General features: G+C 71.5%; 24 protein-coding genes. 15 read left to right on the forward strand and 9 right to left on the reverse strand.

Features of this window, described 5'->3' with window-relative positions:
- Positions 1 to 32 precede the first annotated feature (32 nt).
- The 4 genes from ACIRJR_RS22990 to ACIRJR_RS23005 all read right to left on the reverse strand — a co-directional run bounded on the left by ACIRJR_RS22990 (position 33) and on the right by ACIRJR_RS23005 (position 4,857).
- Positions 33 to 1,697, reverse strand: a complete 1,665-nt coding sequence (locus ACIRJR_RS22990) for an alkaline phosphatase D family protein (RefSeq protein WP_403783745.1) — start codon at positions 1,695 to 1,697, stop codon at positions 33 to 35.
- Positions 1,698 to 1,880: 183 nt separating this feature from the next.
- Positions 1,881 to 2,696 (reverse strand): thioredoxin domain-containing protein, encoded by an 816-nt coding sequence (locus ACIRJR_RS22995; RefSeq protein WP_403783747.1) that lies wholly within the window; start codon positions 2,694 to 2,696, stop codon positions 1,881 to 1,883.
- A 50-nt stretch (positions 2,697 to 2,746) separates the two neighbouring features.
- Positions 2,747 to 3,472: a hypothetical protein gene (locus tag ACIRJR_RS23000; protein ID WP_403783749.1), complete on the reverse strand. Its 726-nt coding sequence runs from the start codon at positions 3,470 to 3,472 to the stop codon at positions 2,747 to 2,749.
- Between the two features lie 59 nt (positions 3,473 to 3,531).
- Positions 3,532 to 4,857 carry a DUF2252 domain-containing protein gene (locus ACIRJR_RS23005; RefSeq protein WP_403783751.1) on the reverse strand — a complete coding sequence of 442 codons (1,326 nt, stop codon included), beginning with the start codon at positions 4,855 to 4,857 and terminating at the stop codon, positions 3,532 to 3,534.
- Positions 4,858 to 5,079: 222 nt separating this feature from the next.
- Here ACIRJR_RS23005 and dnaE point away from each other — a divergent pair, with 222 nt between their 5' ends.
- Positions 5,080 to 8,616 (forward strand): DNA polymerase III subunit alpha, encoded by a 3,537-nt coding sequence (gene dnaE, locus ACIRJR_RS23010; protein WP_403783753.1) that lies wholly within the window; start codon positions 5,080 to 5,082, stop codon positions 8,614 to 8,616.
- Between the two features lie 78 nt (positions 8,617 to 8,694).
- Here dnaE and ACIRJR_RS23015 read toward each other — a convergent pair whose 3' ends face one another.
- Positions 8,695 to 8,874 carry a hypothetical protein gene (locus ACIRJR_RS23015; protein ID WP_403783755.1) on the reverse strand — a complete coding sequence of 60 codons (180 nt, stop codon included), beginning with the start codon at positions 8,872 to 8,874 and terminating at the stop codon, positions 8,695 to 8,697.
- 286 nt (positions 8,875 to 9,160) lie between these two features.
- On the opposite strand from ACIRJR_RS23015, the gene ACIRJR_RS23020 reads away from it, so the two are divergent.
- From ACIRJR_RS23020 to ACIRJR_RS23035, 4 genes are all read left to right on the forward strand, one after another.
- The gene (locus tag ACIRJR_RS23020; protein ID WP_403784253.1) at positions 9,161 to 10,438 is read left to right on the forward strand and encodes an NYN domain-containing protein; all 1,278 of its coding nucleotides are present in this window, start codon (positions 9,161 to 9,163) and stop codon (positions 10,436 to 10,438) included.
- 112 nt (positions 10,439 to 10,550) lie between these two features.
- Positions 10,551 to 11,534, forward strand: a complete 984-nt coding sequence (locus ACIRJR_RS23025) for an ABC transporter ATP-binding protein (RefSeq protein ID WP_403783757.1) — start codon at positions 10,551 to 10,553, stop codon at positions 11,532 to 11,534.
- A 55-nt stretch (positions 11,535 to 11,589) separates the two neighbouring features.
- A complete protein-coding gene (locus ACIRJR_RS23030) occupies positions 11,590 to 12,438 on the forward strand; it encodes an ABC transporter permease (RefSeq protein WP_403783759.1) in 849 nt (282 codons plus the stop codon).
- Positions 12,439 to 12,472: 34 nt separating this feature from the next.
- On the forward strand, positions 12,473 to 13,195 hold the full coding sequence (locus tag ACIRJR_RS23035) for an ABC transporter permease (RefSeq protein ID WP_403783761.1): 723 nt from the start codon (positions 12,473 to 12,475) through the stop codon (positions 13,193 to 13,195).
- A 37-nt stretch (positions 13,196 to 13,232) separates the two neighbouring features.
- On the opposite strand, the gene ybaK is transcribed toward ACIRJR_RS23035, so the two are convergent.
- From ybaK to ACIRJR_RS23055, 4 genes are all read right to left on the reverse strand, one after another.
- Complete coding sequence (gene ybaK / locus ACIRJR_RS23040) at positions 13,233 to 13,733, reverse strand: Cys-tRNA(Pro) deacylase (RefSeq protein ID WP_403783763.1); 501 nt, start codon at positions 13,731 to 13,733, stop codon at positions 13,233 to 13,235.
- Between the two features lie 16 nt (positions 13,734 to 13,749).
- Complete coding sequence (locus ACIRJR_RS23045) at positions 13,750 to 14,526, reverse strand: LON peptidase substrate-binding domain-containing protein (RefSeq protein WP_403783765.1); 777 nt, start codon at positions 14,524 to 14,526, stop codon at positions 13,750 to 13,752.
- A gap of 11 nt (positions 14,527 to 14,537) precedes the next feature.
- Positions 14,538 to 15,572 carry a hypothetical protein gene (locus ACIRJR_RS23050; protein ID WP_403783767.1) on the reverse strand — a complete coding sequence of 345 codons (1,035 nt, stop codon included), beginning with the start codon at positions 15,570 to 15,572 and terminating at the stop codon, positions 14,538 to 14,540.
- A 222-nt stretch (positions 15,573 to 15,794) separates the two neighbouring features.
- On the reverse strand, positions 15,795 to 17,396 hold the full coding sequence (locus tag ACIRJR_RS23055) for an oxidoreductase (RefSeq protein ID WP_403783769.1): 1,602 nt from the start codon (positions 17,394 to 17,396) through the stop codon (positions 15,795 to 15,797).
- Between the two features lie 160 nt (positions 17,397 to 17,556).
- On the opposite strand from ACIRJR_RS23055, the gene hisD reads away from it, so the two are divergent.
- From hisD to ACIRJR_RS23105, 10 genes are all read left to right on the forward strand, one after another.
- Positions 17,557 to 18,879 carry a histidinol dehydrogenase gene (hisD, locus tag ACIRJR_RS23060; protein ID WP_403783771.1) on the forward strand — a complete coding sequence of 441 codons (1,323 nt, stop codon included), beginning with the start codon at positions 17,557 to 17,559 and terminating at the stop codon, positions 18,877 to 18,879.
- The gene (locus tag ACIRJR_RS23065; RefSeq protein WP_403783773.1) at positions 18,876 to 20,003 is read left to right on the forward strand and encodes a histidinol-phosphate transaminase; all 1,128 of its coding nucleotides are present in this window, start codon (positions 18,876 to 18,878) and stop codon (positions 20,001 to 20,003) included. The genes hisD and ACIRJR_RS23065 overlap by 4 nt, the downstream gene beginning before the upstream one ends.
- Entirely contained in the window at positions 20,000 to 20,593 is a 594-nt protein-coding gene (hisB, locus tag ACIRJR_RS23070; RefSeq protein ID WP_403783775.1) for an imidazoleglycerol-phosphate dehydratase HisB, read from the forward strand. Before ACIRJR_RS23065 ends, hisB begins: the two co-directional genes overlap by 4 nt.
- Positions 20,590 to 20,757 carry a hypothetical protein gene (locus ACIRJR_RS23075; RefSeq protein WP_014156783.1) on the forward strand — a complete coding sequence of 56 codons (168 nt, stop codon included), beginning with the start codon at positions 20,590 to 20,592 and terminating at the stop codon, positions 20,755 to 20,757. Before hisB ends, ACIRJR_RS23075 begins: the two co-directional genes overlap by 4 nt.
- A 7-nt stretch (positions 20,758 to 20,764) precedes the next feature.
- Positions 20,765 to 21,406 carry an imidazole glycerol phosphate synthase subunit HisH gene (gene hisH, locus ACIRJR_RS23080; protein WP_103760317.1) on the forward strand — a complete coding sequence of 214 codons (642 nt, stop codon included), beginning with the start codon at positions 20,765 to 20,767 and terminating at the stop codon, positions 21,404 to 21,406.
- On the forward strand, positions 21,406 to 22,131 hold the full coding sequence (gene priA, locus ACIRJR_RS23085) for a bifunctional 1-(5-phosphoribosyl)-5-((5-phosphoribosylamino)methylideneamino)imidazole-4-carboxamide isomerase/phosphoribosylanthranilate isomerase PriA (protein ID WP_403783778.1): 726 nt from the start codon (positions 21,406 to 21,408) through the stop codon (positions 22,129 to 22,131). The genes hisH and priA overlap by 1 nt, the downstream gene beginning before the upstream one ends.
- On the forward strand, positions 22,128 to 22,526 hold the full coding sequence (locus ACIRJR_RS23090; protein WP_403783780.1) for a RidA family protein: 399 nt from the start codon (positions 22,128 to 22,130) through the stop codon (positions 22,524 to 22,526). Before priA ends, ACIRJR_RS23090 begins: the two co-directional genes overlap by 4 nt.
- Complete coding sequence (hisF, locus tag ACIRJR_RS23095) at positions 22,523 to 23,278, forward strand: imidazole glycerol phosphate synthase subunit HisF (protein ID WP_403783782.1); 756 nt, start codon at positions 22,523 to 22,525, stop codon at positions 23,276 to 23,278. Before ACIRJR_RS23090 ends, hisF begins: the two co-directional genes overlap by 4 nt.
- Positions 23,279 to 23,464: 186 nt before the next feature.
- A complete protein-coding gene (locus ACIRJR_RS23100; RefSeq protein WP_403783784.1) occupies positions 23,465 to 24,397 on the forward strand; it encodes an alpha/beta hydrolase family protein in 933 nt (310 codons plus the stop codon).
- A gap of 250 nt (positions 24,398 to 24,647) precedes the next feature.
- Positions 24,648 to 25,583: an alpha/beta hydrolase family protein gene (locus tag ACIRJR_RS23105; RefSeq protein WP_403783786.1), complete on the forward strand. Its 936-nt coding sequence runs from the start codon at positions 24,648 to 24,650 to the stop codon at positions 25,581 to 25,583.
- Positions 25,584 to 25,624 lie beyond the last annotated feature (41 nt).

The following is a 25,624-nucleotide window of genomic DNA, read 5'->3' on the forward strand; positions in this document are numbered from 1 at the left end:
CCCCGGTGCGCGGCACCCTCAGTCCGTGCGGGTCAGCGCACCGGGGCGTCGGCCCTCTCGACCTTCTGCGTGCCGCGGCGCGTGCGGTACGAGCGGACCCAGGACGACGTGGCCTCCCGGTTCGTCTTGTCGGAGACGACGTAGTAGTCCATCTGCGAGCGCTCGGCCGTCACGTCGAGGACGCCGTAGCCGTGCCCGTCCATGTCGACCCACTTCACATGGCGGTTGGCGGCCCGGACCGCCGCCGCCGCGACCGTCGAGAGAGTCCCGGGAGCGACCCGCAGGATGTCGTCCAGGTTGTCCGAGGTGACCGACGTCACCACGAACTCGGTGGCCGCGGAGGCGGACAGCGGATAGGTCGCGGCTCTCACGGGCACGTCGTTGGCCCATGCCATGTGGATGTCGCCGGTCAGGAAGACCGTGTCGGTGACCGCGTTCTCCCGGAGGTGCGTGATCAGCTCCTCGCGGTCGTCCGTGTAGCCGTCCCACTGGTCGACGTTGACCGCCAGCCCCTGCGAGGGGAGCCCGAGCAGCTCCGCCAGCGGAGCCAGCAGATGGGCGGGCAGTGCGCCGAAGGCGACCGGAGAGATCATCACCGAGGTGCCGACCAGCTTCCAGACGGCGTCCGACGAGGCCAGCCCGGCCTTGAGCCAGTCCAGCTGCGCCCGTCCGGTGACCGAGCGCTCCGGGTCGTCCACCGCGCCGTTGCCGATCGACGCCTGCTCGGACCGGAAGCTGCGCAGGTCGAGCAGGTGCAGTTCCGCCAGGCCGCCGAAGCTCAGCCGCCGGTAGACGGTGCCCTCGGTGGACGCGCGGACCGGCATCCACTCGAAGTACGCCTGCTTCGCGGCGGCCACCCGGGCGGCCCAGGAGCCCTCCGAGCCGGGGGTGTGGTTCTCGGCGCCCCCGGACCAGGCGTCGTTGGCGAACTCGTGGTCGTCCCATATCGCGATCACCGGGTGGGTGGCGTGGAGCGCCTGGAGATCGGTGTCCGTCTTGTACGTGGCGTGCCGGAGCCGGTAGTCGGCGAGGCTGAGGATCTCGTGGAGCGGGGCGTGCGGGCGGACGACGGTGTCCTGGGTGGGGTAGCTGCCCGAGGCGTACTCGTAGATGTAGTCACCCAGGTGCAGGACGGCGTCCAGATCGGCGCGGGCCGCGAGATGGCGGTACGGGGAGAACCAGCCCGCCTCCCAGTTGGCGCAGGACACCACGCCGAAGCGGATCCCGGCGGCCGTCGCTCCGGCGGCGGGCGCCGTGCGGGTGCGCCCGACGGGGGAGAGGACGGGCTGCCCTCCCCCGGGGCCGTCGGCGGCCGCGGAGAAGCGGAACCAGTACGCCGTGGCCGGGCGCAGTCCCCGGACATCGGCCTTGACGGTGTGGTCGGAGCCGGCCCGTGCGACGGCCGTGCCCCGGGCGGCGATCCGTGAGAAGCCCTGATCCTCGGCGATCTCCCAGGTCACCGGTGTGTCAGGGCCCAGGCCCGAGCCCGGCCGGGCGTCGGGGGAGGGGGTGACGCGGGTCCACAGGAGTATGCCGTCGGGCAGCGGGTCGCCCGAGGCGACGCCGTGCAGGAAGGCCGGACCGTCGGCGGCCCGGGCACTGGTGGAGGTCAGTACGGAGCCGGCGACCGCGGTGGCCGCGGCGGCCTTCACGACCGTGCGGCGGGTGGGTGCGGCGGAGAGGTGTCGTCTGGTCACGGGCGATCACCCTACTGGCGGGTATCGCGAACAGGCGGGCGAACAGAGGAAGTTCGCCCGCCTGTTGGCCGGATGGCGCCCGGAGTTGTGCCGGCCGCACCCATCGGGCCGTGGTTCTTCCCGCCGGGTCCCGGGGCCCCAGGGCCTCCGGGCCCTCCTGGACTCCTGGGTCCCGCAGGCCCGTCAGCCCTTCAGCGCCTTGGTGACCGCCGCGTTGAAGTCGGCCACCGTCATGGGGGCGTTCTCGCTGCCCTCGGCGGTGAGCGTCTTGCCGTCCATCTTCAGGGTCGGCGTGCCCTGGACCCCGCTCTTGTCGAAGGCCTTGGACATCTTGATCGCCCAGGCGTCGTACGTGCCGTCCTCGACGTCCTTCTGGAACGCCTTGTTGCCCTTCAGCGCGTCCACCGAGTCCGCCACCTCGATCAGGTAGCTGTCCTTGGCGAACTTGTCGTTCGTCTCCTCCGGGTGGTACTTCGCGGAGTACAGCGCGGTCTTGTACTCGAGGAAGGCCTCCGGGCTGACGTCGAGCGCCGCGCCCAGGGCGCTCAGGGCGTTCTTCGAGCCCTCGCCGCTGTCGGAGTTGTCGATGAAGGTGGCGCCGACGTACTTGATCTTGTACTTGCCGGCGTCGACGTCCTTGGCCACGGTCTCGCCGACCGTCTGCTCGAAGGTGGCGCAGATCGGGCAGCGCGAGTCCTCGTACAGCTCCAGGGTCTTCTTGGCGCCGGACTCACCGATCACGACGGTCGTGCCGTCGTCACCCGAGGTGTTCCTGGGCGCGGTGACGTTCTTCGCGTCGGCCGCGGCCTCCCAGGCGGAGGGCTTGTTCAGCTGCATCACGCCGTAGCTGACGGCGCCTGCGATCGCGAGCACGCCGATCACCGAGACGCCGACGACGATCTGCTTGCGAGCCTTGTCCTTCTTGGCCTGGCGCTCGCGCTCCACACGCAGCCGCTCGCGGGCGGCGGACTTGTTGGCCTGGGTGTTGCGCTTGCTCATGAGGATGCTCCGTAGGTGTGGGGGTGGCTCAGGGGGTTCGTACCGCGTGTTCAGGCAGGGCTGAAGGCAGAGCGCGGCGGACCCCTCCGTCCCACGGAGTGCACGAGGAAGCGGGCAGGGGCGAGCGGGTGCGGGCGCCGGGCCCGCCCGGCACCGGGCCGTGCGCGGTGCCGGACCCCGCCCGCCACGGCGACCGCGACGAGCAGGGGCCTGAAGGCGAAGGCGGCCGCCGCGCGCACCAGGCCCGCGAGGGCGGACTCGCCGCGCCGCAGCCAGGCCGCGGCCAGCAGGCCCACCGTCACGTGCGCGGCCAGCAGCAGCCACGGGACGGCGGGTCCCGGCGAGGCCAGCAGTGCTGCGGCGTGGCCCCCGTCGCCGGTGACCCCGGCCAGGGGCGTGCCGACCGCGGCCACACCGGAGAGTCCGTCGGGGCCGCTCCCGGCCTCGCCGCCGCAGAACACGTCGACACCCACGGAGCGCAGCGGGCCCGCGACAGGGCCGCCCGCCGCTCCGTAACAGAGGTGCTGGCCCGTGGTGAACACCGTGTCGGCGGCCAGCTCCAGCGGAACGAGCAGCCCGGCGATCGCCCCGAAGCCGCGCTCCCGGCCCGCCAGTGCGAACGCCACGGCGAAGACGGCCCCGGCCAGCAGCACGACGGCCGTCATCGGCAGCGGGACCCGGGAGAGCAGCACGTGGGACGCGGACGAGAGCGTGACGAGCAGCGCGGTGAACAGCGCCGCGCGTACCGCTCTGATCTGCGTCCCTGATACGTCCATCGCCGGAGAGTGTGCCATGCGTTCCTGTAAGTGCCCCTTAAGGACCTGTGGGGCCCGGGCTACAGGCCCGGGATACGGCCGTTGCGGAAGAGGTCCACGAAGATCTGGTGGTCGGCCCGCGCACGCGCTCCGTAGCTGTGCGCGAAGTCGGTCAGCAGCTCCGCGAAGCCCTCCTCGTCGGCCGCGATGGCCGCGTCGATCGCACGCTCCGTGGAGAACGGCACCAGCGAGTGGCCGCTCTCGTCGTCAGCCGCCGAGTGCATCGTCGCCGTGGCCCGGCCGAGGTCGGCGACCACCGCCGCGATCTCCTCCGGCTCGTCGATGTCGGACCAGTCCAGATCGACCGCGTACGGGGAGACCTCGGCCACCAGCTGCCCGGACCCGTCCAGCTCGGTCCAGCCCAGCCACGGGTCGGCGTGCGCCTGGAGGGCACGCTGCGAGATCACCGTGCGGTGGCCCTCGTGCTGGAAGTACTCCCGGACGGACGCGTCGGTGACGTGCCGGGAGACCGCCGGGGTCTGCGCCTGCTTGAGGTAGATCACCACGTCGTTCTCCAGGGCGTCGCTGTTGCCCTCGAGGAGGATGTTGTACGAGGGCAGGCCCGCCGACCCGATGCCGATGCCCCGACGGCCGACGACGTCCTTCACCCGGTAGGAGTCGGGCCGCGCCAGGCTGGACTCCGGCAGCGTCTCCAGATAGCCGTCGAACGCCGCGAGCACCTTGTAGCGCGTCGCCGCGTCCAGATCGATCGCACCGCCGTCGGCGGTGAACCGGCGCTCGAAGTCCCGGATCTCCGTCATCGAGTCCAGCAGCCCGAAGCGGGTGAGCGAGCGGGCGTCCCGCAGCGCGCCCAGCAGCGGCCCCTCAGCGGTGTCCAGGGTGAAGGGCGGCACCTCGTCGTTCTTCGCGCCGGTCGCCAGGGCGTGGATCCGCTCCCGGTAGGCGGCGGCGTAGACCCGGACGAGCTCGGTGATCTGGTCGTCGCCCAGCGCCTTCGCGTAGCCGATCAGGGCGACGGAGGCGGCGAAGCGCTTGAGGTCCCAGGTGAAGGGGCCCACGTACGCCTCGTCGAAGTCGTTGACGTTGAACACGAGCCGGCCGTTGGCGTCCATGTAGGTGCCGAAGTTCTCGGCGTGCAGATCGCCGTGGATCCAGACCCTGCTCGTGCGCTCGTCCAGGTAGGCGGCGCTGTGCTGCTCGCGGTCCAGATCGGCGTAGAACAGACCGGCCGAGCCCCGGTAGAAGGCGAAGGCGGAGCCCGCCATCTTGCGGAACTTCACCCGGAAGGCCGCAGGGTCGGCCGCCAGGAGCTGCCCGAACGCGGTGTCGAAAACGGCGAGAATCTGCTCCCCGCGCTGCTCTGCGCCGGTCTGCGTGTCCGACATCGCTGGGTGCCTCCTGGTAACTGGCGTTCATGACAAATGGGACGGGCGTCCCCGCTCTTCCAACGCGCGACCGTACCCCGGAGTGCCCGTCGTCCGTCACCGCGGAGACGTAGACTTCCACGCTGTCCCCCCTACCCGTCGCCACCCGCCCGTCACCCCCGTCACCACCCCTCGCCGAGGCGCTCCGCGCCCCACCGCTACCGATTCCGGAGGCACAGCGCAGTGAGCAAGCCGCCCTTCACGCACCTGCACGTCCACACCCAGTACTCCCTGCTGGACGGTGCCGCGCGGCTCAAGGACATGTTCGAGGCGGCCAACACGATGGGCATGTCGCACATCGCGATGACCGACCACGGCAACCTCCACGGGGCGTACGACTTCTTCCACTCGGCGAAGAAGGCCGGGGTGACGCCGATCATCGGGATCGAGGCCTATGTCGCCCCCGCCTCGCGCAAGCACAAGCGCAAGATCCAGTGGGGCCAGCCGCACCAGAAGCGGGACGACGTCTCGGGCTCCGGCGGTTACACCCACAAGACGATCTGGGCGGCGAACAGCACGGGACTGCACAACCTCTTCAAGCTCTCCTCCGACGCCTACGCCGAGGGCTGGCTCCAGAAGTGGCCGCGCATGGACAAGGAGACCATCTCCCAGTGGTCCGAGGGCCTGATCGCGTCCACCGGCTGCCCCTCGGGTGAGCTGCAGACCCGACTGCGCCTCGGGCAGTTCGACGAGGCCGTCAAGGCGGCCTCCGAGTACCAGGACATCTTCGGCAAGGACCGGTACTTCCTGGAGCTGATGGACCACGGCATCGACATCGAGCGCCGGGTCCGCGACGACCTCCTGCGGGTCGGCAAGAAGCTCGGCATCCCGCCGCTCGTGACGAACGACTCGCACTACACCTACGCCAACGAGGCGACCGCGCACGACGCGCTGCTCTGCATCCAGACGGGGAAGAACCTCTCCGACCCCGACCGCTTCCGCTTCGACGGCACGGGCTACTACCTCAAGACGACGGACGAGATGTACGGCGTCGACTCCTCCGACGCCTGGCAGGAGGGCTGCGCCAACACCCTCCTCGTCGCGCAGCAGATCGACACCGCCGGCATGTTCGAGAAGCGCGACCTGATGCCGAAGTTCGACATCCCGGAGGGCTTCACGGAGGTCACCTGGTTCCAGGAGGAGGTCCGGGTCGGCATGGGCCGCCGCTACCCGGAGGGCGTCCCCGAGGACCGGCAGAAGCAGGCCGAGTACGAGATGGACATCATCATCCAGATGGGGTTCCCGGGGTACTTCCTCGTCGTCGCCGACTTCATCATGTGGGCCAAGAACAACGGCATCGCGGTGGGTCCCGGCCGAGGTTCCGCGGCCGGCTCGATCGTCGCGTACGCCATGGGGATCACCGACCTCGACCCGATCACCCACGGGCTGATCTTCGAGCGGTTCCTCAACCCCGAGCGCGTCTCCATGCCCGACGTCGACATCGACTTCGACGAGCGCCGGCGCGTCGAGGTGATCCGGTACGTCACCGAGAAGTACGGCGCCGACAAGGTCGCCATGATCGGCACCTACGGCAAGATCAAGGCCAAGAACGCCATCAAGGACTCCGCGCGGGTCCTGGGCTACCCGTACGCGATGGGCGACCGCCTCACCAAGGCCATGCCCGCCGACGTCCTCGGCAAGGGCATCGACCTCAGCGGCATCACCGACCCCAAGCATCCGCGCTACAGCGAGGCCGGCGAGATCCGGGGGATGTACGAGAACGAGCCGGACGTCCAGAAGGTCATCGACACCGCCAAGGGCGTCGAGGGCCTCGTCCGGCAGATGGGCGTGCACGCCGCCGGTGTGATCATGTCCAGCGAGCCCATCGTCGACCACGCCCCGGTCTGGGTCCGGCACACCGACGGCGTCACCATCACGCAGTGGGACTACCCGCAGTGCGAGTCGCTCGGCCTGCTGAAGATGGACTTCCTGGGCCTGCGCAACCTGACGATCATGGACGACGCCATCAAGATGGTGAAGGCCAACAAGGGCGTCGACCTGGAGATGCTCGCCCTCCCGCTGGACGACCCCAAGACGTACGAGCTGCTCTGCCGCGGCGACACGCTCGGCGTGTTCCAGTTCGACGGCGGGCCCATGCGCTCGCTGCTGCGCCAGATGCAGCCCGACAACTTCGAGGACATCTCCGCCGTCTCGGCCCTCTACCGGCCGGGCCCGATGGGAATGAACTCGCACACGAACTACGCCGAGCGCAAGAACGCCCGGCAGGAGATCACCCCGATCCACCCGGAGCTGGAGGAGCCGCTCAAGGAGGTCCTCGGCCTCACCTACGGCCTGATCGTCTACCAGGAGCAGGTGCAGAAGGCCGCCCAGATCGTCGCCGGCTACTCGCTCGGCGAGGCCGACATCCTGCGCCGCGTGATGGGCAAGAAGAAGGCCGACGAGCTGGCGAAGAACTTCGTCCTCTTCGAGGCCGGCGCCAAGAAGAACGGCTTCTCCGACGCGGCCATCAAGGCTCTGTGGGACGTCCTGGTGCCGTTCGCCGGATACGCCTTCAACAAGGCGCACTCCTCCGCCTACGGCCTGGTCACCTACTGGACCGCCTACCTCAAGGCGAACTACCCCGCCGAGTACATGGCGGCCCTCCTGACGTCCGTCAAGGACGACAAGGACAAGTCCGCGGTCTACCTCAACGAGTGCCGGCGCATGGGCATCAAGGTGCTCCCGCCGAACGTCAACGAGTCCGAGCCGAACTTCGCGGCCCAGGGCGACGACGTGATCCTCTTCGGCCTGACCGCGGTCCGGAACGTCGGGACGAACGTGGTCGACTCGATCATCAGGTGCCGCAAGGCGAAGGGGAAGTACTCGACGTTCCCCGACTTCCTCGACAAGGTCGAGGCGGTCGTCTGCAACAAGCGCACCGTCGAGTCGCTCATCAAGGCCGGCGCCTTCGACGAGATGGGGCACACCCGCAAGGGGCTCGTCGCCCACCACGAGCCGATGATCGACAACGTGGTGCAGGTCAAGCGCAAGGAGGCCGAGGGACAGTTCGACCTCTTCGGCGGCGGGGACGAGACGAGCGACGAGCCGGGCTTCGGCCTCGACGTGGAGTTCTCCGACATCGAGTGGGAGAAGTCCTACCTGCTCGCGCAGGAGCGCGAGATGCTCGGCCTCTACGTCTCCGACCACCCGCTCTTCGGTCTGGAGCACGTTCTGTCCGACAAGTCGGACGCGGCGATCTCCCAGCTCACCGGCGGTGAGCACTCCGACGGTGCGATCGTCACCGTCGGCGGCATCATCTCCGGCCTCCAGCGCAAGATGACCAAGCAGGGCAACGCCTGGGCCATCGCCACCGTGGAGGACCTCGCGGGCTCCATCGAGTGCATGTTCTTCCCCGCGACCTACCAACTGGTCTCGACCCAGCTCGTCGAGGACACCGTCGTCTTCGTCAAGGGACGCCTCGACAAGCGCGAGGACGTGCCGCGCCTGGTGGCCATGGAGATGCAGGTCCCCGACATCTCCAACGCCGGGACCAACGCACCCGTCATCCTGACCATCCCCACGGTCAGGGTCACCCCGCCCATGGTCAGCCGTCTCGGCGAGGTCCTCAGCAACCACCGGGGCGACACCGAGGTCCGCATCCGGCTCCAGGGCCCCCGCAAGACCACCGTGCTCCGCCTCGACCGGCACCGCGTCAAGCCCGACCCCGCCCTCTTCGGCGACCTGAAGGTGCTGCTCGGCCCGTCCTGCCTGGCCGGCTGACACCCGCCCCCGCACCCGCGAGAGGGGCGCCCCGCCAGTGGCGGGGCGCCCCTCTCGGCCTGTCGGTCCGGTGGGCCGTCAGTTGTGGCCGAAGCGCTTCTGGTGCTTGCGGGCGACGTCGGACGGGCTGCCCTGCGCCTGCGACTGCGGCTGGGCCTGCGACTCGTACGCCGTCGACTTGGCCTCCTCCGCACCGCGCTCCGCGGCGGACGCGCGGTCGTGCTGGCTGCCCTGCTTGCGGTTCTTGTTCTTCGCCATCGTGATGCCTCCTGTGGGAGATCTGGGGGTCCAGAACCGCTGTCAGACTCACATATCACCATAAAGGCCGCATGTTGGATCATTACCGAGCGTAGTAGGGGCGGTATCATGCGCCGTTCCCGGATCCGCCACGCCGATGATCGAGTTCCGGACCTTAACGACCCCGCCGTCGGGCAGACTCGAAGGAAACCCTGAGTAAGCGAAACCCTGAGTATGCGAAACCCCGGGGTCGGCGGACCCACCCCCCATGTCCGGGCCCGCTGATCCGCTCCCGAACTGGAAGAGGGTGGAACGCGTGGACCGTTGCGTCGTCCTGGTGGACGCCGGCTACTTGCTGGGCGCAGCCGCGAGCCTGCTGGCCGGAGAGCCCGCCCGTTCCCGCATCACCGTCGACCACGCGGCCCTGATCCAGGGCCTGCGCGAGCGCGCCGAGGCCGACACGGAACAGCCCCTGCTGCGCATCTACTGGTTCGACGGCGCTCCCGACCGCGTCCCGCAGCCCGAGCACCGCAGGCTCCGGGTCATGCCACGGGTGACCGTTCGACTGGGGGCCCTCACACGCAGTGACGGACGATGGGCGCAGAAGGGCGTCGACGCGGCCATGCACGCCGAACTGACCGAGCTGGCCAGGAACCGCGCCTGCTCCGACGTGGTGCTCGTGACCGGTGACGGAGACCTGCTCCCCGGGCTGATGTCCGCCAAGGAGCACGGGGTCGCCGTCCACCTCTGGGCGGTCCAGGCCGCCGACGGCGACTACAACCAGTCCGAGGACCTCGTCGCCGAGGCCGACGAACGACGGGTGCTCGACCGGGCCTGGATCACCAAGGCCGTACGGGCCAAGGAGACGGGCGGAGTGTGCGCGCCCCCGCCCGTGCCGCGCCCGGAGATCGCCGCGATCCTCTCCGCCCCGCTGCCCGAGGCCGCCCTCGCCGCCTCGGCCGAGCGGGCATCGGAGGCCCAGGCCGCCGCGGCCCGCAACGGCGCCGGCACACGGACCGTGGAGCACGCCCCGGACACCCCGGACGCCCCGGGCACTCCGCCGGCCCCCGGCCACAAGGGCGTCCCCACCCCGAAGGACCTGGCGAGCCTGCGCGCACCCGGAGCCCAGGCCGCGCACCACACCAGCCAGCCGCCCGCCGCCAACGCGACGCTGCGCTGGTCGTCCGACAGGGGCTGGGTCGAGCGCGGCGGCCCCGTCGGCGAACCCGCCGAGACCGCGTCCCTGCCGACCCTGGCGCAGCTCACCAGCGCGGAACAGCGCTGGGCGGACCGGGAGGAGGACATCACCACCGTCGGCGGTGACCCCTTCGAGGTCGGCCAGGTCTTCGCCCGGCGCTGGATGGAACGGCTGCCGGAGACCGTCCACCTGCAGAAGCTGTCCACGATGTACCCCCGCATCCCGCACCGCATCGACGGCGAACTGCTGAGGTACGCGGCCCGCTTCGGGCTGCTCGCGCACAAGGACGACCAGATCGACGAGCACGACCGCTATGCGATCAGGGCCGGGTTCTGGCGCGAGATCGACGTACGGGCCGCCGCCGAGCACGCTCCCGCCGTGGAGTGAGCGGGGTGGCCCCGCCCGCCCCCGGACGCAATACGGGGCATCCGACCCCGTAGTCTCATACCTCGTGAGTACGGGCACAGCACAGGCTAGGGGCACGGCACAGGAACAGTCCGTGTGCGCGGTGCGTGATCTGGTGAAGACCTACCCCGCCGTCCGCGGCCGACGCGGACGGGCCGCCACCCCCGAGGTGCGGGCCACCGACGGGGTCTGCCTCGATGTCCGGCGCGGTGAGATCTTCGGGCTGCTCGGCCCCAACGGCGCAGGCAAGTCCACGCTCGTGCGCCAGCTCACCGGGCTCATGCGCCCCGACTCCGGGAGTGTCGAGGTGCTGGGACACGACCTCGTGCGCCACCCCGAGCGGGCCTCCCGGCTCATCGGCTACCTCGGGCAGGAGTCCACCGCCCTCGACGAGCTCACCGTGTCACTGGCCGCGGAGACCACCGGGCGGCTCAGAGGTCTGCCCGTACGCGAAGCGCGGGCCGCGCGCGACGACGTACTGGAGGAGCTCGGGCTCACCGGGCTCGCCGGGCGCCCGCTGAAGAAGCTCTCCGGCGGACAGCGGCGGCTCGCCTGCTTCGCCGCGACGCTGGTCGGTGCGCGCCCCGTCCTGGTGCTGGACGAGCCCACGACCGGGATGGACCCCGTCGCCCGGCGTTCCGTCTGGTCCGCCGTCGACCGGCGGCGGGCCGAGCACGGCGCGACGGTGCTGCTCGTGACCCACAACGTGATCGAGGCGGAGACGGTCCTGGACCGGGTGGCCGTCATGGAGCGCGGCCGGGTCATCGCCTGCGACACCCCCTCCGGGCTCAAGGAGCGGGTGGCCGGCGAGGTCCGGGTCGAGCTCGTGTGGCGCGAACGCGCCCCGCTGGACGTCCCGGAGGTCGCCGCACTCCGCGGGTCCGCCCAGGAATCGGGGCGCAAGTGGGTGCTGAGGCTCGGACCCGACGAGGCCCGGGCCGCCGTGGCCGCGGTGACCGGCGGGGCGGCGTTCTCCTCGCTCGACGACTTCACCCTGGCCACCCCCAGCCTGGAGGACGTCTACCTGGCCCTCGGCGGGGACGCTGCCAGGGCCGGCGAGGGACTGGTGAAGGCGTGATCAGGACGGTGAACGTGTCGGGATACGTGTCCGAGTCGAACGGGAGCACTGCCAGGTGACGAGCATCGTTCCCACGGAGTCCGCGAAGGTGTCCGGGCCGAAGGTGCGGACCGCCGCCGTACGGAACGGCCCGCCCGCCCGTACGGCCCCGGCGGATCTCGCGCCGCGGGCCAGACTGCTTCCGTCGCTGGCCGCCGTGTACCGGGCGCAGCTGTCGCGGGCGAGGGTCGCCCGGATCCCGCTGCTGTTCGTCGCGACGTTCCAGTCCGTCGGGATCATGGTGCTGATGCGCGGGGTCGTCGACGGTGGCGAGGAGGCGCGGGCCGTCGTGGCGGGGTCCAGCGTGCTGGTCGTGGCCTTCGTCGCGCTCAACCTGCTCGCCCAGTACTTCGGCCAGCTCCGGGCCGGCGGCGGACTCGACCACTACGCGACGCTGCCGGTGCCGCCTGCCGCCGTGGTGCTGGGGGCGGCGGGGGCGTACGCCTCGTTCACCGTGCCCGGCACGATCGTCACGGCGGTGGCGGGCAGCGCGCTGTTCGGGCTGCCCATGACACATCTGTGGGTGCTCGTCGCCGTCATCCCGCTCGCCGGCGCCGCGCTCTCCGGCCTGGGCGCCGCGCTCGGTCTGCTGGCGCCGCGGCAGGAGCTGGCGACGCTGCTCGGCCAGCTCGGGATGTCGGCCGCGCTGCTGCTCGGCGTGCTGCCGGCCGAGCGGCTGCCCGGCCCGGTCGGGTGGGCACGCGATCTGCTCCCCTCGACGTACGGCGTCGAGGCGCTGTCCCGGTCCTTCGACGCCCACCCCGACTGGGCGGTGGTCGCCCTCGACCTCGCGGTGTGCGCGGCGGTCGGTGTGCTGTCGCTTGCCGTGGCCACCTGGGCTTACCGCCGCGCGGCGGTCCGGTGAGGCGGCGCGTGTCCGGGCCTGGCACGATGGCACCGTGACCGCACCGTTGACGCCGCCGCACCAGCCCCAGCCGAACGACCCGTGGCAGGCCCCGCCGTCCGGGTCGCATGCCGTGCCCGGCGCGCAGCCGGGCGCGGACGAGCGGCGTGCGGAGATCAGAGAGGGCGCGGTGACCGCCGCGGTCCTGACGGTGGCGGGCGTCGCCCTCGGGCTGCTCTGGCTCTGGCTGGCGCCGCGGGTACCGCTCGTCTCCGACGACACCGCCGTGTTCCTCAAGAACAGCGAGGGCGAGCAGGCCATCGGGGCCGACGGCACCTTCGTGCTGCTGGCGCTGGCCTTCGGCCTGGTCTCGGCGGCCGCCGTCTTCCTCTTCCGCCGGCGCGGAGGCATCCCCCTGGTGGTGGGCCTCGCGCTGGGCGGGCTGCTCGGCTCCCTGCTGGCGTGGGGGATCGGGACCTGGTTCGGCCCCACGTCCGATGTGGTGGCCCACGCCAAGGAGGTCGGCAAGGGGGTCACCTTCGACGCGCCGCTGGAGCTCCACGCGGTGGGCGCGGCGATGCTCGCCTGGCCCATCGCCGCGATGATCGTCCACCTGGGGCTGACGGCCCTGTTCGGGCCCCGGGATCCTGAACCGGAGTGGGGGATCCCTTACGGGGAGGGTCAGCCGGGTTCGGCCACGGGGCCTGAGTCGGCGTTCGGGCCGGGGCCGGTGGCCGAGGACGGCAAGGGCACGGGGGAGTTCCCGGAGCGGTCGTAGCGGCGCGGGCGCCCCGGCTCCGGTGTCCGCCCGGGGTTCAGGGGCGGCCGATCGGGGCCAGGGAGGCTTCCGTCAGGGTGGCCAGGTCCGCCGGGGAGAGTTCGACCTCCAGGCCGCGGCGGCCCGCCGAGACGCAGATCGTGGCATGGGATCCGGCCGACGCGTCCAGTACCGTACGCAGGCGTTTGCGCTGGCCCAGGGGGGAGATGCCGCCCCGTACGTAACCCGTGGTGCGTTCCGCGGCCGCGGGGTCGGCCATCGCCGCCCGCTTGCCGCCGACAGCCGTGGCCAGTGCCTTCAGGTCCAGCGATCCCGCTACGGGTACGACGGCGACGACCAGGTCGCCGTCGACGTCGGCGACCAGGGTCTTGAACACCCGGTCGGCGGAGACTCCCAGGGCCTCGGCCGCCTCCTCGCCGTAGGACGGGGACGCCGGGTCGTGGTCGTACGCGTGGACCGTGAACGCGGTTCCGGCCGCGGTCAGGACGACCGTGGCGGGGGTGCCGCCGGGCTGCTGCTTCCTGGACTTCTTCGCCACCGGGCAGGTCCTCGGGTCAGTTGGGGTGCGTCGGGTCGCGGGTCAGGTCGATCGCCGGAAGCGACGGCAGGTGCCGGATGACGGCGGTCTCCTTGCGCAGGAGCGCCAGTTCCTCGCGCAACCGGGTCGCCGTGTCCGGGGCCTGGAGCAGCCGCTGCTTCGACGGGATGTCGAGCACGGCGGCGGCGGCCACCAGGTACGAGACGACCGAAGGGTCGTCCGGCAGGTCCGCACCGGTCGTCAGGGAGCGCTCGCTCGCTCCGGCCAGCCGCTTCTGGTAGCTGCGGAAGGCCCGCAGGACACCCTCGGAGAGTGCCCCCGCCTCGTCCGTGGGGGAGTCGCCCTCCTCGGCCGCCCCCGGGTCCTCGGGCAGCTCCTCCACCTCGGCCGTCAGGAACGGGCCGCTCGCGTCGACCGAGAGCAGCCGCACCCGTGTGGTGCCGGTCGCCAGCACCTCGTAGCTGCCGTCGGCACGCTCACGGATCTTCGCCGCGTCCGCGACGCAGCCGACCCGGTGGAAGGTCTGGATGGGATCGGGACCGAAGCCGTCGGCAGGGGCCCGCTCCACGGGAGGCGCGGTGGCGACCGTGTCCGGCATCCCGGTTGCCGTCGGGGCGGTCTCGCGGCCGTCGCGGATCGCGACCACCACGAAGCGGCGCGGCTCGTCCTCGTCGATCTCGAGCAGCTCGCGCATCATGGCGCGATAACGCTCCTCGAAGACGTTGAGCGGCAGCACGAGGCCGGGGAACAGCACCGCGTTCAGCGGGAAGAGGGGCAGGCGAGCGGTGGTCACATCGGCCAAGCCTAATGGCCGCGGCGCCCGCCGTGTCCCGGCCTCCCGTACAGGGGTGTGGAAGAGGCGACCCGGAGCCGGACATCCGCCCGCGCGTCGAGGAATCCCCCGAGCGCCTCGCCGGTCACCGACGCCCACGGGAACGAGGTCGCGTACGGTCCGATCAGCCGGAACTGCTCCAGGGCCTCGGCCGCGCGGCCCCGTGAGACCAGGACGTAGGCGAGCAGGTTGCGGACCTCCGCCGGCCAGGGGTCACCGGCGGGGAACGCGGCCGAGAACCTGATCGCGAGGTCGGCCGCCGCGTCGACCCGGTCCACCTGCACGGACGTCGCCCGGGCGACCGCCTCCCCGTCCCGGAGCAGGGCGAAGGCCGCCCGTACGGGGAGCGCCTGCACCAGGGAGTCCCCGGCGGCGTCCTCGGCCGCCCGCTCGGCGAAGTCGAAGCACTCGCGGTGGGATCCGTACCACTCGGCCGAGAGGTACCGGAGCGCCGCGACATGGCTGCCGTAGTGGTGCGGGGAGCGGCGGACCGCCTGCTCCCACAGCGCCTCGAAGACGGTGTGCGGGGCGTGCGTGCCACGGGCGTGGTCGAGCGCGAGACGCCATGGCACCGGATCGCGGGGACCGGCCTCCGACGCCGCGGTGATCAGCGGCCCCACCTCGCGCAGGAGCTCGGCGCGGGCGGGGGACTCCCACGCCCGGTGCACGGCCAGCGCGGCCTTGACCAGCAGGGCGTCGGGGTCGCGGGGAGCGGCGGCCAGCCAGCCTCCGAGCCAGCCGTCGCGGTTGCGGGCGAAGGCGACCAGCCGGGCCAGAGTGCGGTCGCGGGACTCCCAGTCGGCAGCGTCCCGGGTGGTGGCCAGAAGCTTGGCCGCGGGTTCGAAGTCTCCCAGGGCGGCTGCCACCAGCGCGGGGGAGAGCCGCTCGTCCGGGGCGTCGAGCATCACCGCGTCGTCCGCCGGGAGCCCGGTGGACAGCCCGGGGCCGTGCCGGAGCGTGCGCGCGGTGGTCAGCAGTGCGCGGAGGAAAGCCATGGTGCAGACCATTGAAAAGCCCTGGTGGGGGCGGCGCCAGAGGGCCTCTGTGAAGCTTCTGTGCCGAGTGGGAGGGTTGCCCTGGGCAGGGTCAAGAAAAGGTAAAGGAAAGGACCGCGGCTGGCTCGAATCCGCCCCTCCCGTTGCCGATAACCGCCCGTCAGGCCGGGCCCCGACCTCCCGTTCCATCGCCGTGCCGACAGGGATCCGGCCGGACGGGGCGCCGCCGTCCGGTCAGCCGCGCCGCAGCAGCCGGGACGCACCCGCCGCCACCGTCGTGGCCAATATCCACCCGAGCAGGACGAGGACCGCCGCCGCCCACTGCCAGCCGCCCTCCAGCAGCCAGTAGCCGTCCTGTCCGAGATCGACCACCGGCACCAGGAGGTCCAGGGCGTACAGCGCCGGATTCCACTGCGGGTGCTCGCTCCCCTTGATCGACTCCGGGCGGTACTGCGAGAAGGCCACCGCCCCGGCCGCCCACAGGACCGCCATCCAGACCAGGGCCCGCCCGGGCCGGTAGCCGTACGCCACCGTCCAGTCCTGCAGGTAGCCCCAGATCCTTCCCGCGGGCGGCAGCGTCTCCCGTCTCCGCCGCTGCTTGGCCAGCAGCACCTCCCGGGCGTCCGCGTCCTCCCCGCAGCTGCGGAGCACCGTCGCGAGGCGCTCGTACGGCTCGGGGACGTACTCCGGGGTCGCGGCCAGTACCCACTCCAGACGGCGGGAGAGCGGGAAGTGGCCGTACGGCACGAGGTTCTCGTACACGAAGCCGCCCATCGCCAGGCCGCCAGGCCCCGGCCAGCTGGTCGACACGTCGATCAGCGTGACGACCTTCGCACCGTTCAGCACGACCCGGCCCTCCCGGGGGCGCTCCGCGTTGAACCGCAGCTCGGGGGTGATGATGCGGCGCAGTGAGAGCTCCTCCCGGTCCCCGAGCATGAACCGGGCCTTGTGCAGGTCCACCGCGTCCCCGAACCGCCCGTCGTCGAGCCGCACCGCGCCACGGCATTCGAAGGCCTGCGCGCGCGTCCCGCGCGCCGGGCCCCCGCCGCGCGCCACACCGTACGGGGGAGTGGTGCCCTGGTTCCCCGTGTCGATGCTCACCCACGCCTCCGTCATGTACAGCGTGCGCTCCACGCTCAGCTGCGGGGCGTTCAGCGCCCGGCGCCCGTCCGAGGCCCGCAGCCGGCTGCCGCGCAGGCTCAGCGAACCGCCGACCTTGGCGCCGCGCAGGCTCAGCTCGCCCCGCGTCTCGATCATCTCGGCCTGCAGGTCCTGCGCCACCGACATCCCGTCACCCACGAAGGAGCGGCCGCGCCGGTCGGGCCCGATGTAGATCTGGTTGACCAGCAGGTCCGTGCCGATCTGCGCGTCGGTCAGCCTGATGCCGCGCTCGATCCGGCAGCGCGGCAGATGAAGATCCCCCTCCGTGTGCAGCCGCGCCGCGTCCAGCCTCGGCACCGCGCAGCCCACCATCCGGAGCGTCGTGAAATGGCACTCGGGCAGCACCACCTCCTGCTCGAAGCGGCAGCCCGTCATCTCCACATAGGGCGAGACGCGGCCGCCCGCCAGATCCAGCTTCCCCGTGATGCGGACACCCCGGAGCTTCAGGGCGGCCACCCGGCCGGGCCGCGCGGCCGGCCCGCTCAGCAGCAGCCGCGCCACCGTCCGGGCGCCCACGCTGCGCTCCGGCCCCCAGCTGTGCGGGGCGAACGGGTCGTCGCGCACCGGGTCGTGCGAGCGGAGGTCATAGGTGGTGCCGTTCCGGAACGACTGCCACATGCCCAGCTCCGCGGCGCTGAGCCCGTCGGGGATCTCCCCGTCGTGCGGTTCGGTCACTGCACCACCTCCACCTGCCCGGTCCTGCCCGCGCTTCGTACAGTCGTTCTTCCCTCTGTGTGACGGCGTGAACGCTAACGGTCAGCAGTGACGGCCGGGACATGTATCAGCCAGTGATACGGGCGGCCGGACGCCTGAGGCGGTCTGAGAGAATTGCGGTGTGATCTCTCGAATCGATCTGCGCGGTACCGCCCTCCCCGAGGGCGGCGACCTGCGCGACCTGCTGCCCCGTGCCGAGTTCGACGTGGAAGCCGCCCTGGAGACGGTGCGGCCCATCTGCGAGGACGTACGCCATCGTGGCTCCGCCGCGGTGATCGAGTGGGGAGCGAAGTTCGACGGCGTACGGCTCGACTCGATCCGGGTCCCGGCCGACGCGATCACCGACGCGCTCAAGAGCCTCGACCCGGCCGTGCGGGCCGCGCTCGAGGAGTCCATCCGCCGCGCCCGCCTCGTCCACCGCGAGCAGCGCCGCACCACGCACACCACCCAGGTCGTCCCCGGCGGCACGGTCACCGAGAAGTGGGTCCCCGTCGAGCGTGTGGGGCTCTACGTCCCGGGCGGCCGCTCGGTCTACCCCTCGTCCGTCGTCATGAACGTCGTCCCGGCACAGGAGGCGGGCGTCGAGGGCATCGCCGTCGCGTCCCCGCCACAGAAGGAGTTCGGCGGACTGCCGCACCCCACGATCCTCGCCGCCTGCGCCCTCCTCGGCGTCGACGAGGTGTACGCCGCCGGCGGCTCCCAGGCCGTCGCGATGTTCGCGTACGGCACCGAGGACTGCCTCCCCGTGAACCTCGTCACCGGCCCCGGCAACATCTACGTCGCCGCCGCCAAGCGCCTCCTCAAGGGCCGCATCGGCATCGACGCCGAGGCGGGCCCCACCGAGATCGCGATCCTCGCCGACGCGAGCGCCGACCCGGTGCACGTCGCCGCCGACCTGATCAGCCAGGCCGAGCACGACCCGATGGCCGCCGCCGTCCTCGTCACCGACTCCGAGGAGCTCGCCGCCGCCACCGAGGCCGAGCTGAAGCCCCAGGTCGCCGCGACCCGGCACGTCACCGACCGTATCGAGCCCGCGCTGGCCGGCCGCCAGTCCGCGATCGTCCTGGTCAACGACCTGGAGGACGGACTCAAGGTCGTCGACGCGTACGCCGCGGAGCACCTGGAGATCCAGACCGAGAACGCCGCCGCCGTCGCCGACCGGGTCCGCAACGCCGGAGCGGTCTTCGTCGGCCCCTGGTCGCCCGTCTCCCTCGGCGACTACTGCGCCGGCTCCAACCACGTCCTGCCCACCGGCGGCTGCGCCTGCCACTCCTCGGGCCTGTCCGTGCAGTCCTTCCTGCGCGGCATCCACATCGTCGACTACACCCGTGACGCGCTCGCCGAGGTCACCCACCACGTCGTGACCCTGGCCGAGGCGGAGGACCTCCCCGCCCACGGCGCCGCGCTCAAGGCCAGGTTCGGCTGGAAGGTTCCGCAGGCGTGACGAACAGCAGCACCACCCCGAACGCGTGGGACGCGCTCCCGATCCGCGACGAACTGCGCGGCCAGTCCCCGTACGGGGCGCCCCAGCTCGACGTACCGGTCCGGCTGAACACCAACGAGAACCCGTACCCGCTGCCCGACGCCCTCGTCGACCGCATCGCCGAACGGGTCCGCGAGGCCGCCCGCGACCTCAACCGCTACCCCGACCGTGACGCCGTCGAGCTCCGCACCGAGCTCGCCCGCTACCTCACCCGCACCGCCGGACACGCCGTCGCCGCCGCCAACGTCTGGGCGGCCAACGGCTCCAACGAGGTCCTCCAGCAGCTGCTGCAGACCTTCGGCGGCCCCGGGCGCACCGCGATCGGCTTCGAGCCCTCGTACTCGATGCACGCCCTCATCGCACGCGGCACCGGCACCGGCTGGATCTCCGGACCGCGCAACGAGGACTTCACCATCGACGTGGAGGCCGCGAAGAAGGCCATCGCCGACCACCGGCCCGAGGTCGTCTTCATCACCTCGCCCAACAACCCCACCGGCACCGCCGTGGACGCCGACACCGTCCTCGCCCTGTACGACGCGGCCCAGGCCGCCCGGCCCTCGATGGTCGTCGTGGACGAGGCGTACGGAGAGTTCAGCCACCACCCCTCGCTGCTCCCGCTCATCGAAGGCCGCCCCCACCTGGTGCTCTCGCGCACCATGTCCAAGGCGTTCGGCGCCGCGGGCCTGCGTCTCGGCTACCTCGCGGCGGCCCCGGCCGTCGTCGACGCGGTCCAGCTGGTGCGGCTGCCGTACCACCTGTCCTCCGTCACCCAGGCCACCGCCCTCGCCGCCCTGGAGCACACGGATACGCTGCTGGGGTACGTCGCGCAGCTGAAGAGCGAGCGCGACCGGCTGGTCGACGGACTGCGGGAGCTCGGCTTCGCCGTCACCGACTCGGACGCCAACTTCGTCCAGTTCGGCCGCTTCGCCGACAGCCGTACGGCCTGGCAGCAGATCCTCGACCGGGGTGTCCTGGTCCGGGACAACGGCGTACCGGGGTGGCTGCGGGTCTCCGCGGGAACCCCGGCAGAGAACGACGCGTTCCTCGATGCGGTGCGCGAACTGAAGAAGGAGCACGACGCATGAGCCGCGTAGGCAGGGTGGAGCGGACCACCAAGGAGACCTCCGTGCTCGTCGAGATCAACCTCGACGGCACCGGCAAGGTCGATGTCGCGACCGGGGTCGGCTTCTACGACCACATGCTGGACCAGCTCGGCCGCCACGGACTCTTCGACCTCACGGTCAAGACCGAGGGCGACCTGCACATCGACACGCACCACACCATCGAGGACACGGCCCTCGCTCTGGGCGCCGCCTTCAAGCAGGCCCTCGGCGACAAGGTCGGCATCTACCGCTTCGGCAACTGCACCGTCCCGCTGGACGAGTCGCTCGCCCAGGTCACCGTCGACCTCTCCGGCCGCCCGTACCTGGTGCACACCGAGCCCGAGAACATGGCGCCGATGATCGGCGCGTACGACACGACGATGACCCGCCACATCTTCGAGTCCTTCGTCGCCCAGGCGCAGGTCGCCCTGCACATCCACGTGCCGTACGGGCGCAACGCCCACCACATCGTCGAGTGCCAGTTCAAGGCGCTCGCCCGCGCCCTGCGCTACGCCAGCGAGCACGACCCGCGGGCCGCCGGCATCCTTCCGTCCACGAAGGGCGCCCTGTGACCGGCCTCAACACCGTACTGATCCTCGTCGGCCTCTTCCTGGCCGGCGGCGTCTACTCCTTCTGGAAGCAGGGCATGCCCAAGGGCGTCGTCGTGCTGCTCGGAATCGGCTCCGTGATGTGCCTGGTGGCAGGCGTCATGCGGATCCAGGGACTCTGGGACTGAGGAATCTGTGAGCGACAAGAAGAAGATCGTCGTCTTCGACTACGGCTTCGGCAACGTCCGTTCCGCCGAGCGGGCCCTCGCCCACGTCGGCGGGGACGTGGAGATCACCCGCGACTTCGACACCGCGATGAACGCCGACGGGCTGCTCGTCCCCGGCGTCGGCGCCTTCTCGGCCTGCATGGAAGGGCTGAAGCAGGCACGCGGCGAATGGATCATCGGGCGGCGGCTGTCCGGCGGCCGGCCCGTGATGGGCATCTGCGTGGGCATGCAGATCCTGTTCGAGCGCGGCATCGAGCACGGCGTGGAGACCGAGGGCCTCGACGAGTGGCCGGGCACCGTGGGCCCGCTGAAGGCCGACGTCGTCCCGCACATGGGCTGGAACACCGTCGAGTCCCCGGAGGGCTCCCAACTCTTCGCCGGTCTGGACCCCGAGGCCCGCTACTACTTCGTGCACTCCTACGCGGCGCACGACTGGTCCCTCGAAGTGACCAACGCCAAGATCCGTGCCCCCAAGGTCACCTGGGCCACGCACGGAGAGCGGTTCGTGGCCGCCGTGGAGAACGGCGCGCTGTGGGCCACCCAGTTCCACCCCGAGAAGTCCGGCGATGCCGGCGCCCAGCTGCTGACCAACTGGATCGAGACGCTGTAATGCCGAAGCTTGAACTGCTCCCCGCCGTAGACGTCCGCGACGGACAGGCCGTCCGCCTCGTGCACGGCGAATCCGGCTCCGAGACCTCCTACGGCTCGCCGCTCGAAGCGGCCCTCGCCTGGCAGGCCTCCGGCGCCGAGTGGCTGCACCTCGTCGACCTGGACGCCGCCTTCGGCACCGGCGACAACCGCGCGCTGATCGCCGAGGTGGCCGGCGCCATGGACATCAAGGTCGAGCTCTCCGGCGGCATCCGCGACGACGCCTCACTCGCCGCCGCCCTCGCCACCGGCTGCCGCCGCGTCAACCTCGGCACCGCGGCCCTGGAGACCCCCGAGTGGGTCGCCAAGGTCATCGCCGAGCACGGCGACAAGATCGCCGTGGGCCTCGACGTCCGCGGCACCACACTGCGGGGCCGCGGCTGGACCCGTGACGGCGGCGACCTCTACGAGACGCTCGCCCGCCTCGACTCCGAGGGCTGCGCCCGCTACGTCGTCACCGACATCGCCAAGGACGGCACCCTCCAGGGCCCCAACCTGGGCCTCCTGCGGGACGTCTGCGCCGCCACCGACAAGCCGGTCGTCGCCTCCGGCGGCGTCTCCTCGCTCGCGGACCTCCGCGCGATCTCCCTGCTCGTCCCCGAAGGCGTCGAGGGAGCCATCGTCGGCAAGGCGCTGTACGCCGAGGCGTTCACCCTCGAAGAGGCACTCAAGGCGGTCGCCGCATGACGGACTCCGTACGCCGTGTCTCCTCGGACGTTCCCTTCGAGGAGAAGTTCGGATACTCCCGCGCGGTCGAACTCCCCAACGGGCTCGTACTGGTGGCCGGCTGCACCTCCGTGGTCAACGGACAGATCTCCGCGGGCAGCCCGTACGAGCAGGCCGTCGCCTCCTTCCAGGTCGCCTTCGACGCGCTGAAGCAGGTCGGGCTCGGCCGTGAGGACGTCGTCCGCACCCGGATGTACATCACCCACGCCCGGGACGTCGACGAGGTGGGCCGCGCCCACAAGGAGCTCTTCGACGACGTACGCCCCGCCGCCTCCATGATCATCGTGTCCGGCTTCGTCGACCCCTCCCTGGTCGTCGAGGTCGAGATCGAGGCGTACCGGGCAGGTGGACGATGACCCTCGCCGTACGCGTCATCCCCTGCCTGGACGTCGACAAGGGCCGCGTCGTCAAGGGCGTCAACTTCCAGAACCTGCGCGACGCGGGAGACCCCGTCGAGATGGCCAAGCTCTACGACGCCGAGGGCGCCGACGAGCTGACCTTCCTCGACATCACCGCCTCCAGCGGCGACCGCGAGACGACGTACGACGTGGTGCGCCGCACCGCCGAGCAGGTCTTCATCCCGCTCACCGTCGGCGGCGGGGTCCGCACCCCCGACGACGTCGACAAGCTGCTGCGCGCCGGGGCCGACAAGGTCGGGGTCAACACCGCGGCCATCGCCCGCCCCGACCTCATCCGCGAGATCGCGGAGCGGTTCGGGCGCCAGGTCCTCGTGCTCTCCGTCGATGCCCGCCGCACGCCCGAGGGCACCTTCGAGGTGACGACCCACGGCGGCCGCCGTGGCACCGGCATCGACGCCGTCGAGTGGGCGCACCGGGCGGCCGAGCTCGGAGCGGGCGAGATCCTGCTCAACTCGATGGACGCCGACGGCACCAAGGACGGCTACGACACCGAGATGATCGAGGCGGTACGGGCCCACGTGACCGTTCCGGTCATCGCCTCGGGCGGCGCGGGTAGGCTCGCCGACTTCCCGCCCGCCGTCGGCGCGGGGGCCGACGCGGTGCTCGCCGCGTCCGTCTTCCACTTCGGTGACCTGCGGATCTCCGAGGTCAAGGGCGCTCTGCGCGAGGCCGGGCACCCGGTCCGCTGACCCCGGCGTGGGAGTGGTCCGGTCCCGAAGACCGGCGATCTCGCCGATGTCCGCGAGGAGCGAGCGCCACCAGAGTGGCGCCGTCAACGAATGACGGCGCCACCACGCGGTGCTCCCCCGAAGGCCCCGGACGACGGGCCCCGGCTGCCGCGGTGTGGTCCGCCACAACCGAGAGGATCCCCCCTCGTGCAGCAGCACCTCCCCTCCGGCGACATCTCCCCGCGCCGCCACCGGATGTCGAAGAGCCGCTCCCGATCCGTCACGTTCGCCCTCGCCGCCGCTGCCGCGACGGCCGGCCTGGTCACGGCGCTGATGCCGGGCGCCCAGGCCGCCGAGAACCCGTACGAGCGCGGTCCGGCGCCGAGCAACTCGAGTATCGAGGCGAGCCGTGGTTCGTACGCCACGTCCCAGACGACCGTCTCCTCGCTGAGCGTCCGCGGCTTCGGCGGCGGGACGATCTACTACCCGACGTCCACCTCGGACGGCACCTTCGGCGCGGTCGTCATCTCGCCGGGCTTCACGGCCTACCAGTCGAGCATCGCGTGGCTGGGGCCGCGCCTGGCCTCGCAGGGCTTCGTGGTGTTCACCATCGACACCAACACCACGTCGGACCAGCCGGCCAGCCGCGGTGACCAACTGCTCGCCGCACTGGACTACCTGACCGGGACCAGCTCGGTGAAGAGCCGGATCGACTCCAGCCGGCTCGGGGTCATGGGGCACTCGATGGGTGGTGGCGGCACGCTCGAAGCGGCGAAGGACCGTCCGTCGCTGCAGGCGGCGATCCCGCTGACGGGCTGGAACACGGACAAGACGTGGCCCGAGGTCAAGACCCCGACCCTGGTCATCGGCGCGGACGGCGACACCATCGCCCCCGTCGCCTCGCACTCGGAGCCGTTCTACAACTCGCTGCCGAGCTCGCTGGACAAGGCGTACCTGGAGCTGCGCGGGGCCAGCCACTTCACCCCGAACTCGTCGAACACGACGATCGCGAAGTACAGCATCAGCTGGCTGAAGCGCTTCATCGACAACGACACCCGCTACGAGCAGTTCCTCTGCCCGCTGCCGTCGACCAGCCTCACGATCGCCGAGTACAAGGGCAACTGCCCGCACACCTCCTGACCACAGGAGAGCAGGGGCCGGACCGTGTCACGCGGTCCGGCCCCTCGTGCTGTCATCAGCCCCCGCCGGTCACGGAGTCCGGACCGAAGACCGGCGATCTCGCCGATGTCGGCGCGGGGGAGGCACCGCGAAAGTGGCGGCAGGCCAAAGAACGACGGCGTGACCGTCGCGGTGCACACCCCGAAGGCCCCCGGACGACGGGGCCGCCGGCCGCCGCGGTGCCGTTCCGCCATTACCGAGAGGAATCCCCGTGCAGCAGCACCTCCCCTCCGGCGACATCTCCCCGCGCCGCCACCGGATGTCGAAGAGCCGCTCCCGCACCGTCAAGGGCGCCCTGGCGGCCGCGGCGGCGACCGCCGGTCTGCTCACCGCGCTCGTCCCCGGTGGTGCCCAGGCCGCCGACAACCCGTACGAGCGCGGTCCGGCCCCGAGCAACTCGAGCATCGAGGCGCTCCGGGGTTCGTACTCGGTCTCGGACACCTCCGTGTCCTCGCTGAGCGTCAGAGGCTTCGGCGGCGGGACGATCTACTACCCGACGACCACCTCGGACGGCACCTTCGGGGCCGTGGTCATCTCGCCCGGTTTCACCGCCTACGAGTCGAGCATCGCGTGGCTCGGAGAACGCCTGGCCTCGCAGGGCTTCGTGGTGTTCACCATCGACACCAACACCACGGTGGACCAGCCGGCCAGCCGTGGTGACCAGTTGCTCGCCGCGCTGGACTACCTGACCGAGGACAGCTCCGTGCGCAGCCGGGTCGACGCCTCCCGGCTCGGTGTGATGGGCCACTCGATGGGCGGTGGCGGCACGCTCGAAGCGGCGAAGGACCGTCCCTCGCTGCAGGCTGCGATCCCGCTGACGGGCTGGAACACGGACAAGACGTGGCCCGAGGTCAAGACCCCGACCCTGGTCATCGGCGCGGACGGCGACACCATCGCCCCGGTCGCCACGCACTCCAAGCCGTTCTACAACTCGCTGCCGAGCTCGCTGGACAAGGCGTACCTGGAGCTGCGCGGGGCCAGCCACTTCACCCCGAACTCGTCGAACACGACGATCGCGAAGTACAGCATCAGCTGGCTGAAGCGCTTCATCGACAACGACACCCGCTACGAGCAGTTCCTCTGCCCGCTGCCGTCGACCAGCCTCACGATCGCCGAGTACAGGGGCAACTGCCCGCACACCTCCTGACCACGGGGGACGAGGGGCCGGGCCGCGCGTACCGCGGTCCG

It is taken from the genome of Streptomyces sp. NPDC102402 (assembly GCF_044765765.1).
GTDB lineage: Bacteria > Actinomycetota > Actinomycetes > Streptomycetales > Streptomycetaceae > Streptomyces.